The organism is Psychromonas ossibalaenae ATCC BAA-1528 (assembly GCF_000381745.1).
In the GTDB taxonomy this organism is placed as follows: domain Bacteria; phylum Pseudomonadota; class Gammaproteobacteria; order Enterobacterales; family Psychromonadaceae; genus Psychromonas; species Psychromonas ossibalaenae.
On record NZ_KB906993.1, the window covers coordinates 39,135 to 54,365 of the forward strand.

Annotated in this window: 17 protein-coding genes; 9 read left to right on the forward strand and 8 right to left on the reverse strand. The window is 41.6% G+C overall.

All coding sequences use genetic code 11. From position 1 onward, the window contains the following. Window positions 1–29 precede the first annotated feature (29 nt). From G327_RS0113650 to betI, 5 genes are all read right to left on the reverse strand, one after another. The gene (locus tag G327_RS0113650; RefSeq protein WP_019615350.1) at window positions 30–512 is read right to left on the reverse strand and encodes a MarR family winged helix-turn-helix transcriptional regulator; all 483 of its coding nucleotides are present in this window, start codon (window positions 510–512) and stop codon (window positions 30–32) included. A 172-nt stretch (window positions 513–684) separates the two neighbouring features. Beyond that, window positions 685–1,902 (reverse strand): choline transporter, encoded by a 1,218-nt coding sequence (locus tag G327_RS0113655; RefSeq protein WP_019615351.1) that lies wholly within the window; start codon window positions 1,900–1,902, stop codon window positions 685–687. A 237-nt stretch (window positions 1,903–2,139) separates the two neighbouring features. After that, a complete protein-coding gene (gene betA, locus G327_RS0113660) occupies window positions 2,140–3,825 on the reverse strand; it encodes a choline dehydrogenase (RefSeq protein WP_019615352.1) in 1,686 nt (561 codons plus the stop codon). Window positions 3,826–3,834: 9 nt separating this feature from the next. Then, the gene (gene betB / locus G327_RS0113665) at window positions 3,835–5,301 is read right to left on the reverse strand and encodes a betaine-aldehyde dehydrogenase (protein ID WP_019615353.1); all 1,467 of its coding nucleotides are present in this window, start codon (window positions 5,299–5,301) and stop codon (window positions 3,835–3,837) included. Further along, window positions 5,289–5,897, reverse strand: a complete 609-nt coding sequence (gene betI, locus G327_RS0113670) for a transcriptional regulator BetI (protein WP_019615354.1) — start codon at window positions 5,895–5,897, stop codon at window positions 5,289–5,291. The genes betB and betI overlap by 13 nt, the downstream gene beginning before the upstream one ends. Window positions 5,898–6,479: 582 nt before the next feature. On the opposite strand from betI, the gene G327_RS0113675 reads away from it, so the two are divergent. Next, complete coding sequence (locus G327_RS0113675; protein ID WP_019615355.1) at window positions 6,480–8,225, forward strand: choline/carnitine O-acyltransferase; 1,746 nt, start codon at window positions 6,480–6,482, stop codon at window positions 8,223–8,225. 46 nt (window positions 8,226–8,271) lie between these two features. Here G327_RS0113675 and G327_RS0113680 read toward each other — a convergent pair whose 3' ends face one another. Together G327_RS0113680 and G327_RS0113685 are read right to left on the reverse strand one after the other, a co-directional pair. Continuing rightward, complete coding sequence (locus G327_RS0113680) at window positions 8,272–9,588, reverse strand: type II toxin-antitoxin system HipA family toxin (protein WP_019615356.1); 1,317 nt, start codon at window positions 9,586–9,588, stop codon at window positions 8,272–8,274. Continuing rightward, window positions 9,582–9,920, reverse strand: a complete 339-nt coding sequence (locus G327_RS0113685) for a helix-turn-helix transcriptional regulator (protein WP_019615357.1) — start codon at window positions 9,918–9,920, stop codon at window positions 9,582–9,584. The genes G327_RS0113680 and G327_RS0113685 overlap by 7 nt, the downstream gene beginning before the upstream one ends. Before the next feature lie 736 nt (window positions 9,921–10,656). Here G327_RS0113685 and G327_RS0113695 point away from each other — a divergent pair. Continuing rightward, window positions 10,657–11,025 (forward strand): hypothetical protein, encoded by a 369-nt coding sequence (locus G327_RS0113695; RefSeq protein WP_019615359.1) that lies wholly within the window; start codon window positions 10,657–10,659, stop codon window positions 11,023–11,025. 111 nt (window positions 11,026–11,136) lie between these two features. Beyond that, window positions 11,137–11,295, forward strand: a complete 159-nt coding sequence (locus tag G327_RS26560) for a YqaE/Pmp3 family membrane protein (protein ID WP_019615360.1) — start codon at window positions 11,137–11,139, stop codon at window positions 11,293–11,295. A 43-nt stretch (window positions 11,296–11,338) separates the two neighbouring features. Here G327_RS26560 and G327_RS0113705 read toward each other — a convergent pair whose 3' ends face one another. After that, entirely contained in the window at window positions 11,339–11,536 is a 198-nt protein-coding gene (locus tag G327_RS0113705) for a LysR substrate-binding domain-containing protein (protein WP_019615361.1), read from the reverse strand. Here G327_RS0113705 and G327_RS24730 point away from each other — a divergent pair. From G327_RS24730 to G327_RS0113735, 6 genes are all read left to right on the forward strand, one after another. Then, the gene (locus G327_RS24730; protein ID WP_019615362.1) at window positions 11,520–11,768 is read left to right on the forward strand and encodes an EthD domain-containing protein; all 249 of its coding nucleotides are present in this window, start codon (window positions 11,520–11,522) and stop codon (window positions 11,766–11,768) included. The genes G327_RS0113705 and G327_RS24730 overlap by 17 nt on opposite strands. Window positions 11,769–11,968: 200 nt before the next feature. Then, on the forward strand, window positions 11,969–12,499 hold the full coding sequence (locus tag G327_RS0113715; RefSeq protein ID WP_019615363.1) for a GNAT family N-acetyltransferase: 531 nt from the start codon (window positions 11,969–11,971) through the stop codon (window positions 12,497–12,499). Between the two features lie 54 nt (window positions 12,500–12,553). Then, the gene (locus tag G327_RS0113720) at window positions 12,554–13,156 is read left to right on the forward strand and encodes a class I SAM-dependent DNA methyltransferase (protein ID WP_019615364.1); all 603 of its coding nucleotides are present in this window, start codon (window positions 12,554–12,556) and stop codon (window positions 13,154–13,156) included. A 103-nt stretch (window positions 13,157–13,259) separates the two neighbouring features. After that, entirely contained in the window at window positions 13,260–13,472 is a 213-nt protein-coding gene (locus G327_RS0113725; RefSeq protein WP_019615365.1) for a hypothetical protein, read from the forward strand. Window positions 13,473–13,548: 76 nt separating this feature from the next. Beyond that, window positions 13,549–14,349: a PhzF family phenazine biosynthesis protein gene (locus tag G327_RS0113730; RefSeq protein ID WP_019615366.1), complete on the forward strand. Its 801-nt coding sequence runs from the start codon at window positions 13,549–13,551 to the stop codon at window positions 14,347–14,349. 297 nt (window positions 14,350–14,646) lie between these two features. Beyond that, window positions 14,647–15,231, forward strand: a complete 585-nt coding sequence (locus G327_RS0113735) for a class I SAM-dependent DNA methyltransferase (RefSeq protein WP_019615367.1) — start codon at window positions 14,647–14,649, stop codon at window positions 15,229–15,231.

The window sequence follows — 15,231 nt, forward strand, 5'->3', positions numbered from 1 at the left end:
ATTACCCGCTGCATAAGTAGACGGCTTAATTACAAAGACTCATCGGCTTGAATTTGTCCTACCAGTAATACTGGTGCAGCATCTAGTTCGTCGGCATCCATCATGGATGCAATTCGCTCTACGGCGGAGAGCAGCTGGCTTTGTTCCCACTCTTCAAGATTTTGATAGCGCTTGATAAAATGCTCTTGAAGTGGTTTCGGCGAGTCGCTTAATAAGGTTTGGCCTGCTTCACTTAATGATAAATGCACTTTGCGTTTGTCAGTTTTACTGCGCGTTCTAATGACTAAATTACGGCTTTCAAGTCTATCGAGAATCGTTGTTACGGTTGCCGCGCTTAAAGTAATTTCTTGCGCAATCTGTTTTGCCAGCGGTGCATCAAGCTGCGCTATTTTGCGCATTACCATCAGCTGCGGCCCGGTTAATCCCGAGTCTTTATTTAGCTGTCGAGAATGTATACTGATAGCTCGGATCACACGGCGCAGTGAAATTAATAGTTGTTCGTACTTTTCCATAATTCCCTCATTATTTTTTTGCGTACCATAACAGAAATATTCATAAGACTCATGCGCAAAATAAAAAAAAAACAGAATAACGCCGGGCGATATTCTGTTTTCTGGTTTATGTGCAAAATTAAAGGTTTGTGAGACAGAAAGTACTGCTCACTGTTCCTTTGTTAATTGAATATCAGTTTGCTAATTCAATCTTAGTGAAGTCGATTTTGTTCGCTTTTGGTGAACGTTCAATATCAGCTACTTTACGATAATGAGTCAGTAGAATGTAAGCAAAGCATCCTAAAATTAATCCTATCGCTAATGCGCCAACCCACTGAATTTGTAAAAAGTCTAATTTGAACAGCAGTGTTAGTCCGCTTAACAGAACAATATTACCGATAACATAACGTGCTTTGCCGAAACGCTGCACCGTCAGATTTAAATTATCGGTATACAGGCGAACCAGTGAATCAAGTGAATTGATAACAAATGTAACACCAACGATCACCATCGCCAGGTTATAAAATCCTGCTGTCGGGATGGCATTAGCGCTGTAGTAATAAAGTACGCTGAACCAGACTGCGATCGGAATAGACGGGAATACCATCATTGCCGCTAATACTTGATAGGTTCTCATGCCGCCTACAAAACGTGCGGTAAATTGACCTATCATAATGCTCCAGGCAAACCACCAGAACAGGTAAAACTCATGGTAGTCATTAAGCGGTAATACAAAGCGGTGCAGATTGGTGAAGTAATCACCTAATAAAGCGAAAGTCGTAAAGAACTCTCCAACACTTGAGTTATCAGTTAAAAATGCACCTGCCCACATTATTGCTATTAAGGCTAAAAATAACCAGCTGCTGCCCAGGCTTAAAATTTTGACGTAACGGATATTGGTACTTGAATACACGGCGGTGGCAATAACCAGAAATACAATTAAGTAAAAACTGCCGACCAGGGTTTCACCGTCACCTAAGCCGGGTAAATACCAGGGCAGGTTAGTTAGCAGCAGGTAGGCAGTAAAGGCACAGGTACCGATAATAACTAAGTTATTAATAAACTTAATTATTGAAATTTCAAAAAACTTAACTCTTGGTTCAATAACACAAAAGTAGAAACAGGTTAAAAAGTAAAATGCCCAGATAAAGAAAGCCCAGAAACCAAACTCAATGGCTAAAGGATTACTAAAACCATATTCAGGGCTGCTGGCAATATCAGCGTAACCGGCAAATTCGGTTAGCGGGAACATGATTAAACCGACATCTAAACCTGAGGTAAAGAGAATAGCGATAAAGGTAAAGTTACGTACAGGCGTGACACCAATACACTTCATGTTACCCCAACGATAAATAACAAACGCAATTGCGGCAAAAGTAAATAAAATGCCGATTGACAGCCAAATAGTCATTATTTGGCCTCCAGGTGGATATTGTTGACACACATAATTAAAATTCCTTGTGTTGTTTTATAAAACGCTGCTGGGCAGTTTTTAAAGGCTTAAGTATCGTGCTGACGATAGTTAAACCCTGAAAAAATGAACGCAGCAATATAGGCCATTTGCGTATTCCGCTTAGGCTGGCCCTGACCTCTTTGCTGTTATTGACAGATTTACAGTCAATAACAGTAAATTGATGCCCTGTATAAACTAGCCGGCTTGGCGTTTAGGGGCTTGTAAGCGTTGACTGGTCTGCCAGTCATCCGCCACAGTCACTTCAGCCGTGCTGGGTGCAAGAGGTGTTTTACCTAAAATAATATCGGCGGCACGCTCTGCTGTCATAATGGTCGGTGAATTCAGATTGCCGTTAGGAATTGTCGGGAATATTGATGAATCAACAACTCGAAGACCTTCGATACCATGAACTTTAGTTTCAGAGTTCACTACCGACATTGCGTCTTCGCCCATTCTGCATGAGCATGAAGGGTGATAGGCACTTTCAACGGAACTTCTGACAAAGCTGTCGATTTCCTGATCAGTTTGTACCGCGAGTCCCGGCTGAATCTCTTCGCCGCGATATTCATCTAAGCCGGGCTGGTTGATAATTTCCCGGGTTAATCGCACACAGGCACGAAAACCTTCAATGTCATCCTGGTGTGATAAATAGTTAAATTGAATTTGCGGTGCCGTACGGGCATTGCTTGATACAACTTTAACCCTGCCGCGGCTTTTAGGTTTGTTATGACCAATATGAACTTGGAAACCATGACCTGCAAATGCTTCTTTACCATCGTAACGCATGGCCGCAGGTAGAAAGTGATACTGAAGATCCGGCCATTCTAAACCCGCTTTAGAACGAATAAAGCCGCATGACTCAAAATGATTAGTAGCACCTAAACCGGATTTATTTAATATCCAGCGTGTACCAATAAATAATTTGTTTAACGGGTCAATTTTGCCGTTAAGCGATATCGGTTTTAAACATTTAAACTGAAAGTAAAACTCAAGGTGGTCCTGCAGGTTTTCACCGACACCGGGTAATTCATGGACCTGCTCTATACCGGCTTGTGCTAATGTGTCTGCAGCGCCGATACCCGACAGCTGCAGAATATGCGGGGAGCCGATAGAGCCTGCAGACAGCAGGACTTCTTTATTACAGCGCAGCTCCGTTAACTGACCTTTAGACTCGTAAGAAACACCGACAGCTGTTTTACCTTCCAGCAGCACTTTGTGAACCAGTGCGTGAGTGATTACGGTGAGATTGTCGCGTTTCATGGCCGGTCTCAAGTAGGCATTCGCAGTAGACCAGCGCACACCGTTTTTGACAGTCATATGCATCGGGCCGAAACCTTCCTGCTGCCCGGCATTGTAATCTGCTGTTGCTAAATAACCGGCATCAACACCGGCATTAACAAAGGCTTGATATAACGGGTTTTTCATATTGTTGCCGTTATTGACAGCAAGAGGACCAGACTCTCCGCGGTAGTCATTACCGCCAAATGACCAGGTTTCGGCTTTTTTGAAGTAGGGTAAACAGTGTGCATAATCCCAGTTTTGTGCCCCGGCCTGCTGCCATTCATCAAAATCACGTGCATGGCCTCGTACATAGACCATACCGTTAATAGATGATGAACCGCCTAACACTTTACCGCGCGGACAATGCATACGGCGGTTATCTAAAAACGGCTCAGCTTCAGTTTCAAACTGCCAGGCGTATTTTTTTGTATTCATCGGTATTGATAATGCGGTCGGCATTTGAATAAAAATACTCTTATCGCTGCCGCCGGTTTCCAGCAGCAGTACCTTATTGCCGGAATCAGCTGACAAGCGGTTTGCCAGTACACAGCCCGCACTTCCTGCGCCTACAATGATGTAGTCATATTGTGCTTTAGTCATGTTCATTCCTTAAAAGGGACTTTCAAGCGGCATCATGCCGACATATACCGCTTTAATCTGGGTATAGGCTTTTAATGTTTCACTGCCGTTTTCGCGGCCGATACCGGACATTTTATAGCCGCCGACCGGCATTTCAGCAGGTGATGCGCCAAAGGCATTAATCCAGCAGATGCCGGCCTGAAGCTGATGTATCACCCGGTGAGCACGGGTAATGTCTTGAGTAAACACAGCTGCTGCTAATCCTAAGCGGCTGTCATTTGCGCGGCGGATAACTTCCTCTTCATCGCTGAAAGTCAGTACCGACATAACCGGGCCGAATATTTCTTCTTTAGCTATGGTCATTTGGTCAGTGCAGCCGGTGAAAATAGTCGGCGCAACAAAGAAACCATGTGGTGAATTTTCAGGCTGCAGTGCTTTACCGCCTGTGAGTAGAGTTGCGCCTTGTGCTTTCCCAATCTCGATGTAGTCGAGCACTTTCTGCTGATGAGACTTTGAAATCAAAGCCCCAAAATTAGTGTCCGTATTCATCGGATCGCCGCAGATAATATTCTGCTCGGTACGCTCAACTAGACGTTTAATAAAACGAGGATAAATATCCTTCTGAACAAACACACGAGTACCGTTTGTACAGACTTCGCCCTGGGTATAGAAATTACCTAACATGGCCGCAGATACCGCATTTTCTATATCGGCATCATTAAAAATAATCAACGGTGACTTACCGCCTAGTTCCATGGTGACTTCTTTTAATGAACCGGCAGCCGCCGCCATCACTTTTTGGCCGGTTGTTACTTCACCGGTAAAAGAGATTTTGGCAATATCTTCATGGCCGGTTAACCAGGCGCCGACTCTGCCGTCGCCTTGGACCACGTTAAACACACCGTTTGGCACACCAGCCAGAGTGAAAATTTCTGCTAAACGCATTGCGCCGCTCGGCGTTTCCTCTGACGGCTTAAAAATCATCACATTGCCGCAGGCAAGAGCCGGGGCCGCTTTCCAGCAGGCAATCTGTAGTGGATAATTCCATGCTCCAATGCCTGCACAAATACCTAATGGTTCGCGGCGGGTGTAATAAAAATCATCACCGACCTGCTGCTGATTACCTTCAATACTCGGGGCAAGTCCTGCAAAAAACTCAATTGAATCGGCGCCCGTTACAACATCAACCACTGATGCTTCCTGCCATGGTTTACCGGTATCAAGCACTTCGCCAGCGGCAAGTTCATCATTGTGCTCACGCAGTAATGAAGCAGCCTTGAGCAGAATGCGGCTGCGTTCAATGGCAGTCATTTTTGACCATGTGGCAAAACCAGATTTTGCACTGTTGATCGCAGCCTGCTGAACTGCTTCATCTGCTCTTTCAACTAAGTAGCTGACTTGACCTGTTGCCGGGTTAATGACTTCAAATGTTTCGCCCGTGCCGTTAGGCATATATTGACCGTGAACATAATTTTGATAAACGACTAATGTCGGCATTGATTTTCTCCATACTGCAGAATAACTGTTTCAATAAAGGCTTTAGACAACATTTGTGCCTGTTTAAAATCCTGCTCTGGTGTTGAACTAAGCGCACTGCGAAGCCAGAAACCGTCAATCACAGCGGCGGTTTGTTTAGCTGCATTAACCGCTTCAGTATCCGGCAGCAGCTGTTTAAAAGAAAAAAGCAGGTTGCTGTACAAGCGTTGACTATTGATATATTGAAGTCTTGCCAGTCCCGGATCATGCATCGCCTGGGACCAGAAACTTAACCATGTCTTAGTGACTGCATTTGAACGCTGCAGTTCGGTAAAATTTGCTTCAACAATCATAGACAGCCTTGCAATAGGAGACAGTGTTTTACCTGACGTCCTTATTAATAAGGCCTGCTTTAATTCATCAAGAAGATATTTAAGTGTAGCTTCAATTAAGCCTTGTTTGCCGCCAAAGTAGTGGCTGATGATCCCCGATGACATACCCGCCATACCACTAATCGTATTAATTGTGGTGTGCTGTAATCCATGGCGTTCGACTGATATCAGCGTGGCATCAATGAGCTGCTGTTGTCGGACATGTTTCATCGCCGGTCTAGGCATAAATAACTTCCTTTTATTCTTGAATAACGTTATTAATTGAACGCTCAATTAATAACAATCCTAATGATTAGTGCTCTAACTATCAAGTGTTAATTATATTGCTCTCAATATTGAGTAGTAATCAACTTGCTTGGAAGTGGAGTAAATAAAGAGTAATATACTGCTGAAAACGCACTGATTCATAGGGTTTGGGTGGTTTCTGTAGAAGTGGGAATAACGTAACAGTTACAGCTAAAATTATTTTAGCTGTAACTATCTTCTCACTGGTAGGTAAGCATACGATATCAACAATAGCCTTTGTTTCAGGAAAACTGCTTGAGGGCGCTTTGGAAAAGAGAGAAGAAAGGCAGAAAAACTCACCTTATCCTCGGAGGCAGGCCATACAGATTCGACACCGCATTGAACCAATGGCAGTGCCTTAAATTCAATGAATCACTTCCAGTAATTCGACTATCACAGCAGCATAAACTACTGTGAATTTATTAGGCTTAACTGTGAAACAGCGCAAGAAAATATTTATTATGTACGAAGGAGTTAGGATTGATAGGGAACACATTTAGTTGTCAAAAAGAGTTACCGATAATGCCGGTACCAGACTTGAATATAACATGCGGTAAACTTATTGAATGGGCAGAGCCACTATTAACGGAAGAAGAGTCAATTAAGACCAGAGAAGTAATTGAGCTGTTTTTGCAGCCTGGTGGTGAAGGAGAAAAATTACAAAACGAGCTGATTGAATGGGCTCAGCCTCCCGCAGTTTTGAACTGGTTTGCGCCCGTTTGGCGCGATTTCTATTTGTCATGCCCCAAATCACTGGTGATTAACAGTAACGTATTTTATTACCTAAAAAGCAAGCTTGATGAAAATACCCGCTCACAGGCAAGTATCGCAGCTGCACTTATCAGTAGTGTTTATGATTTTATTGCTTTGATTGATACAAAAGAACTGACGCCTGATATGCAGAAAGACGTACCGCTATGTATGAATCAGTATCGGAGCCTTTTTTCCTCAACAAGAATACCGCGCCAAGGGACAGATGACTTCAAAGTTTCATCAAACAGAAAGCATATAGTGGTTATGCATAATCAACGTATCTACAAACTCACTATTATTGATGAAAATGGCGCTATTCGCTCTTATTCTGCCATTGAATTTGAGTTAAATTGTATTCTTTCTCCCTCAGAAAAAGGACAGAATTTAGGCCTGCTTAGTACTATGCCTCGAGACCAATGGGCAAAGAGTCGGGCTGATCTGCTTGAGATCTCGACAAATAATATACAGGCAATTCGCACGCTGGAAGATGCATCTTTTGTGTTATGCCTCGACGAAAAAAGCCCTGTAGAAATTACCGATGTCTCAAAACAGCTACTTCACGGGTCGGGTCAGGATCGATTTTTTGATAAGTCGCTGCAGTTTATCGTTTTTAAAAACGGCAAGACCGGCATCAATTTTGAGCATACCGGCGTAGACGGCTCAGTTATGCTGCGCATGGTTGGTCATATATATGACACCATTGATCAAGTTTCTTTTGCTGAAAGGAACGTTTCTACTGAGACAAAGCAGGGACTTTCCCTAAGTCTCGAAGAAATTGAATTTGACTTAGATGAAACGCTGAAGCAGACAGTTCATACAGCAAAAGATTCGTTTAAGCAGCATACTGAAAATACCCAGACCAGGGTTTTAAATTTCACCGCCTTTGGTAAAAACCAGATCAAGCAGTTTGGGGTCAGCCCTGATGCCTTTGTTCAGTTAGCCCTGCAGCTGGCTGAGCATAAGCTTTATGGAAAGTGCTACAGTGCCTATGAAGCAGTGATGACCCGAACGTTTGTTGACGGGCGTATCGATGCATTACATACCGTTTCCCCCGAGTCGATCCGTTTTATTGAGAATATAGGCGACGCAAGCTGCAGTACTCAGGCTAAAATTGATTCACTTATTAGTGCCTCTCAAAAACATGTCGAAAGGGCCGGGGAGTGCAGGTCTGGAGCAGGTATTTATGCGCATTTTCTTGCACTGAAATATCGTCATCAGGTTGCGGGAGATAAGATAGGCATTAGTACGCTCCCTGAAATATTTACAGATAAAGGATACCAGGCTCTCAGTCACAGTGTTGTTTGTACCAGTACCACGTCAGACTACGGCGTAGAGCTGGCAGGTTACGGGCCGATTGTTGATGACGGCTACGGGATCCGCTACTTTGTACGTAATGACTCGATCTGTTTTAATATGACCAGCCGAAGTATTATGCAGGACAAACTTGAGCAGATGCACAGTTATATCGAACAGTCGCTGCTGGAAATGGCAGATTTGATGCGCCTGCGTAAATAACGCAACTACCAGCACACTCTACTAGAACAAGGGTGTGCTGTTTTATTTATATATCCAGTCTTAAGTTGTTATGCACTTCATCTATTAGCGATTTCGGCACTTCATTTTCTATTGCCAGTGCTTTCCATTTAGAAACCATCTCGATGGTTTGATCAATGATCTCGTTTATTTTTGATCTGCTGAAAATGGGACTTAGTCTTTCGAAACCGTAGAAGTCTTTACGGACAAAGCTGTCTCTTTTTCCTGCCAGCGTCATCCAATGACTATTTACCCACTTGCTGCCGGCTTTATAGCTATAGGCGAGATCATAGGCTGGAGATAACTGCCATTTTTCCTCACTGTTTAACATGAAGGCAAAGTTCTTGGAGTGATCATCGTGGTTTCTGGCTATAACGTTAAACACCATGCGTTTAAATATCTGCATTGCTTCCGCCGGGCTTAATTTTAACTGCCGTGCAACACTTATCAGTTCTTCATAGGAAAATGATCCGGGTTGTTTGTAGCTGATGTGCGCGATACCGTTGAGCGTCTGAACATGTACCTTGTGATTTCCTATTCTGTCAAACCGCTGAGTAATGAAATGTCTTCTTGAGCCTTCTTCAAGCAGGCGGCAGTCAGTCATGGTCACACCGCAGCTTTGAGCCATTAGGTGATAAGTATACTCCATGGCACCGAACCCCATGGGATCGCCGAAAGTTTCCTGGCTTTTGCTGTGCTCGCTTACCCCGTCAAATTTCATTAAGTAGTGTTTATACCCTGCAGGAACGTTTGTTTGTCCAGATTTTACCTGAGTGAAATCCTCGTTGAATGCCAGTACCGCTTTAGGCCTCGCTCCACCAGCACTCATTCCTACGGACATCAGAGCTAACATCGCCTGTTTGTCCTGCTGTCCGTTATCGTTCAGCTCGACATTAAAGCTGTCTCTTTCATTTAATATCTCTTGAGCGACAGAAACTAATGACTGAACTTCAATATTCTTTGAAGAATTGAACTGTTTGACTCTTGTTGCTGGTGCGTAGTTTAACGCTCCCATACCGCGTTTACCGATATACTGCAGCCTCTCAAGTGGTGATATGCTCCCTGGAGACCGACCTTGACCTGCAACCCAGGCATTTAACACCGCATTACCGAAATCATCCGGCAATGAGTCTGCAATTAGGCCGGGCAGTCCTTTAAAGGTTTGTTTATCGATTCCAGGAAAGGTGAAAATTTTCTTTGATGCCGGCATTTTCAAGGGTGACAGCTCTATACCTTTATTGATGAAGCTTGGTTCGTACTCAAATGCACCGATACCGGTATCCGCATTAAAGCTTACTGCACCAACATCATGATCTTTATATTTTACACTAACAGCTTCTACCATTCGGGTGTACTCTCATCATTATTATTGTTTTGAACAGCTTTGCTCTTAGATGCTCGCTTACGCTGTGCGCCTTTCAGCTTGGCCAGCTGTATAGGAGAAATAGGCTGTTCAGCTAAGAAAAGGGAAAGCTGATCCAACAGGTCGAGTCCCTGCATTACCGCAATCATAGTTTCTAACTTTGTCCTTCCTGCCTCAACATTAACTATGGTGTTCTTGGATAGACCTACCTTTAATGCAAGGGTTTCCTGAGAAAGGTTGGCATTTAATCGCGCCTGTTTTAGGCGCAGCCCCAATGTTTCCGCTATCATTTTCGGACTGTCGTTAATTTCCATAGACTTCTCCTTTTATTGAAGTGTACTACAATTACCCAACAACTCAAGCGGGGCACTACAATGACCGTGAAAGTGGTTGTTGAGGTCTTTTATGGCAATAATAACCTGATTTATGGGTGTTACCTCCATTCTTTATTTGGTTGTGTGTGAGCATAATCACCACTAAAGCGGGTGTTGCTTACTTATGGTGCTATAATGATCAGTTTTTTGGTTGTTGAGTTGCTATTAAAAACCTTACAACTGAAAGGTTATACCAAACTGATTATGTAAATGGTCAGTTTTAGGCGCAGAAAAAATCGATACTAGCAAGGCATTAATTGATGTGACTAGTTATTCTAATTACGAAATTAATAACGAAGATAGGATTGATTTTAACCAGCATAAAAGATTAGATACTTATTCAGATTGGTATTATCAGGGAGCTCCCTGATAAGATGTAATTTCTAATTAGTGATCTGTGGCTTAGAAACAAAGAAGCGGCTAAAAAAAATAACACTGCTCTACAAGCTGAGCATTTTGCAATAATGTTTGTAGAGCAAAATTTATCTGAGCAAGACACTACAGCGCACCTTAATACCTAGACAACAATACTATTTGCCTTTAAATTATACTTTTAAATAACGAAAAGGCGAGTGCATGTTTAGCCATATGATGATTGGTACGAATGACGTAGTTCGTTCTAAAGTTTTTTATGATGAATTAATGAAAGTACTTGGTTACAGCGAAGGTGTAATCTATGGATAGTCACGGATATTTAGACTTTAAATGGTTTAATGATATTTTGTATGTAAAGGCTTTTGGACCTTTCAATGATGAAGGTTCGATTGAAGCAGCCAAAGCATATATTGATGTCATTAGTAATCGAAGTTGCGTTAACTATTCTGTCGTTGAAATATTAACGCATGAGAGTTTAGGCTCACCAAATACAATGAAAGAAGTTACTAAAGTTTGGACATTTTTAGGTGACAATGGCTGTACATCATTAGCTATTATTCATTCTAATGCTATTCAATCTACGCTTGCTGAAAAATTCATCCCTAAATTTGGTAAAGTATTTAATAAATTAGAAAGTGCAGAAAGGTGGATCGGAAGTCGTAGCGCCTAACAATCACTTTAAACGAAACAGAAATAGTAAGCTAGGTTTTGCTCCGCCGCACAATTTTAGCCAACTACTTTTGTCCGCTTTGGTCATAAAGTTAACTTTTGGATAAATATCATGAAAAAACTATTGAACATCATTATTTGTATCTTGTTACCACCTTTAGCCGTATTTCTTAAAAATGGTGTCGGTAAAGACCTATTTCTTAATATCGTTCTTAGTATTTTCTTTTTTGTGCCTGGCGTTATACACGCCCTATGGGCTACCACAAAATAGGACAGTGAAAGTACATTGTTGCTCAGCGTTTAAACGGGATCCCCTAATTCCAGGGTAATGCCCAGCCGGCATTTGCACAATGTTTCTCTAAAAAGTCCATGAAAACTCTTACCTTGGGCGGCAAATGCTCACGATGAGGGTAGAGTGCATAGACACCTCTCGGCGCTAATTCATACTCCTGCAGCACGGGAATAAGTTTACCTGTGCGTAACTCTTCATGAACGATGGTTTTTAAGTACATTCAGTCTCACACAACTGCTTCTCCGATTAATGAGGGAATTCGTGAATCAAGGGGAATGCAGGAGGGATACGACGATGTTGTAGAAGCCTGGTTTGAATCGGAACAAAATCTCATGGAAGCAATGAGCTCTTCGGAAGGGCTGGAAATAAGTGCAATATTGCTGAAAAATGAAGGTAATTTCATCGATCATGTTAAATCAACGGCATTTATTGCTCAGGAGTATGCTCTGTAAAGCTGTGACAAATCATGCTCACCAGTCAGAGGTATCCAACACCTAATCCATTATTGTCACTGTTTAAGCATTACCTTGAAACGTACTAATTAGTTTTCTAACTTATTAATAAAGGCTGTATCACAGTGACTTTACAAAACCTGGTTATAAGAGTAAAAGGAACTTTACTATTTGGGTTCACTTTTTTCAAGGAGAAATCATTGTTTAGTTCAACAGTTGATAACGAAATCAAACTGGCACTGATTGAAAAGTCTTTTGCGCCGCTGTATGTCGAACTGGCTAAAGAAAATTACACCGCCCTTGAACGGTGGCTGGCATGGCCGCCTCACTGTAAAAGTGAGCAGGACTTTGTTTCGTTTATTCAAAAATCGCTTCATGATTATGCAGACAACAAATCAATGGTCTGTGCAGTATGGTTCAATGAAAAACTCGTTGGGAATGTAAGTTTTAATACAATTAATCATGACTTGAAAAAAGTCGATATTGGTTATTGGCTGGCTGAGTCAGCTCAAGGAAAAGGTATCATGACTCGGGTATGTAAAAAACTCATAAACATTGCGTTCAGTGAATTAAATATGCATAAGATTGAAATATCAGCGGCTAGCGGAAACCTGGCTAGCCGAGCTGTCTGTGAACGCTTAGGAATGACGCTGGAGGGTATTGTCACAAATTCAGAAAACCTCAATGGACGTATTGTTGATCATGCGGTTTATGGTCTTCATCGCACATAAACTCAGTGACAGCATAACAACGGTTGTTAACGCCGTAATACAAAGGAACAGTATATGACAATTGATCACTTCCAGCATAAAGCAGAAAATTATGAGCAAGATAGGAATAAAGTTAATACAGTAGGGCATATTGCCAACGCGGTTTTGAAATACCTTAAACTTGATAAAACGATGCAGATAATGGATTTTGGATCTGGTACAGGCTTGTTGTTAGAAAAGATAGCCCCGTTCGTAGGTAGAATCACAGCCGTAGATATATCGAGCTCCATGAACAAAATACTGGAGGACAAAAGCGATAATTTAGGCTGTGAGCTTGAAATACTAGAAATTGATTTATCGAAAAGCAGCCTTGATAAGAAATTTGATAGAATCATCTCATCAATGACAATGCATCATATTGAAGACATACAAAAAATGTTTAAGAACTTTTATTCTATGTTGAGTGATAATGGTGTTATAGCAATTGCCGATTTAGATATCGAGGATGGAAGCTTTCATACACAAAATACAGGGGTTTACCATTTTGGGTTTGATCGCGAAACATTTTTAAACGCAGCAAAGCAAGCCGGATTTAAGAACCTTAATATAGTATCTGCAGCATCTGCGGTAAGGCCGAATGGTGAATATAACATATTCATACTTACCGGGAATAAGTGATATCGCTGTAACAACGAGACAGCAGTCTTTTGGGGTTATATATCAATGAGTTTAAAATATATAAGATGTCAACTTTTCGCATGCATTTGTCGCAAGTAGCAAGATGCATAATGATATAAACAAGCAAATTGAGTCTATTAATGAACAAGTAAATCTGATAAATGAAGAGTTAATTTTACAAAACGAAAAAAGTGCTGATATGGAAACTCTTAAACAGTTAAAAGATAATTTAATAGAAGAGGAGCTAATGGAGCTTTATCGAAAGCTAGAGAATAAAGGATTCATACTCTACTCTCAGCCTGCAGCCATAAAATAAAAGCTAATAGAGCCCATGCTAATTAAGTCGATATTAATACTGCATTTACTATTTCAGCATTAAAAAAGAGAGTCTTTTGGAATTAGAGATATATCAGGTCGATTCATTTACCACAGAGCCCTTTAAAGGTAATCCTGCTGGGGTTTGCATAACAGAACAAGCTCTTGATCAGGATATTATGTTTTCTATCGCTGAAGAAATGGCGGTTTCGGAAACGGCCTTCTTATCATTAAGTGATATGAGGTTAAGATGGTTTACCCCCAAGGTAGAAGTCTGTCTGTGTGGCCATGGCACATTGGCGATGGCACATGTGTTAAAGGAAAAGGGGATGACTTCAGCCGGTGATACATTAGTTTTCAATACGGTGTCGGGGGCTTTATTGGTCACGATACAAGAGCAGACTATCGAAATGGATTTTCCATCACCGATTCTCAATATTTGTACGCCTCCCAATAAGAAGCTATTAAATTTCCTAGGGATTGATTCAGAGCGAGTGATTTCCTTTGCTGAGTTTGATTCGAAGAATTTAATTGAAATTGACTCTGAACAAGCATTGTTGGATTTAACCCCTAACTTTGCTGCTTTAAAGGAATTAAACGGCCGTGGGGTCGTTGTTACTGTAAAATCGGCTGCAAGTGAATTAGACTTTATTTCTCGATACTTTGCTCCCTGGGTTGGTGTAAATGAAGATCCAGTTACTGGTTCTGCGCATTGCGCTTTAGCCGTTTACTGGGAGGAAAAGCTTCAAAAATCTAAACTTAAAGGTTACCAAGCATCGGAACGAGGTGGTTTCGTCGATGTTGAGTTGTTACCAGATAATCGAGTGCAAATAACCGGGACTGCAGTAACCACACTGCGAGGAACATTATACGTTTGATTTATAATGACGGGTTATTACAGCAAATAGATTCCGTGCTCCATCGGCACGGAAAATGAAGCAGCTAATAATATTTCTGTTGGTGACTTATAATGATTAGTGGTCATCGACACGAGCTAAGCTGGTTTTCTGCATAAGCAAAAGTACATGATGTACTGCACTTACAAGTTCTGAAATGGATGAATTTAGAGACTAATTCATTGCTGGTGTAAAATTCAAATTAAATAGCGGGCATGTAACAGTGTCAGAACTTAACACAAGTGTCAGAACTTAACGCTTCTTACAGGAGTAATAGTATTGAACAATGAATGGGACGAATTTGCTGAAGGATGGGATATCGATGCCTCAGTACAAGAGTATGCTGTTAAGGCATTCGAAAAGCTAACAGATGTCATCGCTCTTGATGGTCTATCTGTCTTTGACTTTGGTTGTGGTACCGGCAGCCTTACTCAGCTCCTTAGCCCCAATGTAAAAGAAATTGTTGCCCTTGATGGTTCATCTGAAATGATCAAACGTCTGGATAAAAAAAATCTGAGTAATGTTTCAACTATCTCAGGCTTTTTGACTCAAGGTGTGATTGACAGTGATCCGCAACTGAGCAATCAGTTTGATTTAATAGTGGCTTCATCGGTTTGTGGTTTTTTACCTGATTATGAAATGACACTTGGCCTGTTAAAGGGCCTTTTAAAAACCGGCGGTGTATTTGTGCAGTGGGACTGGCTGTCAAAAGATGAGTCCTCTGGAACAGGGTTATCTGAAGATAGGGTGTTAGATACTCTCAACGCAAATGGATTCATTGATATTCGAATGAATAAAGCATTCGAAATGAGTAATTCAAAAGGCACAATGACGGTATTGATGGCGATTGGAAAAAATAGCTAA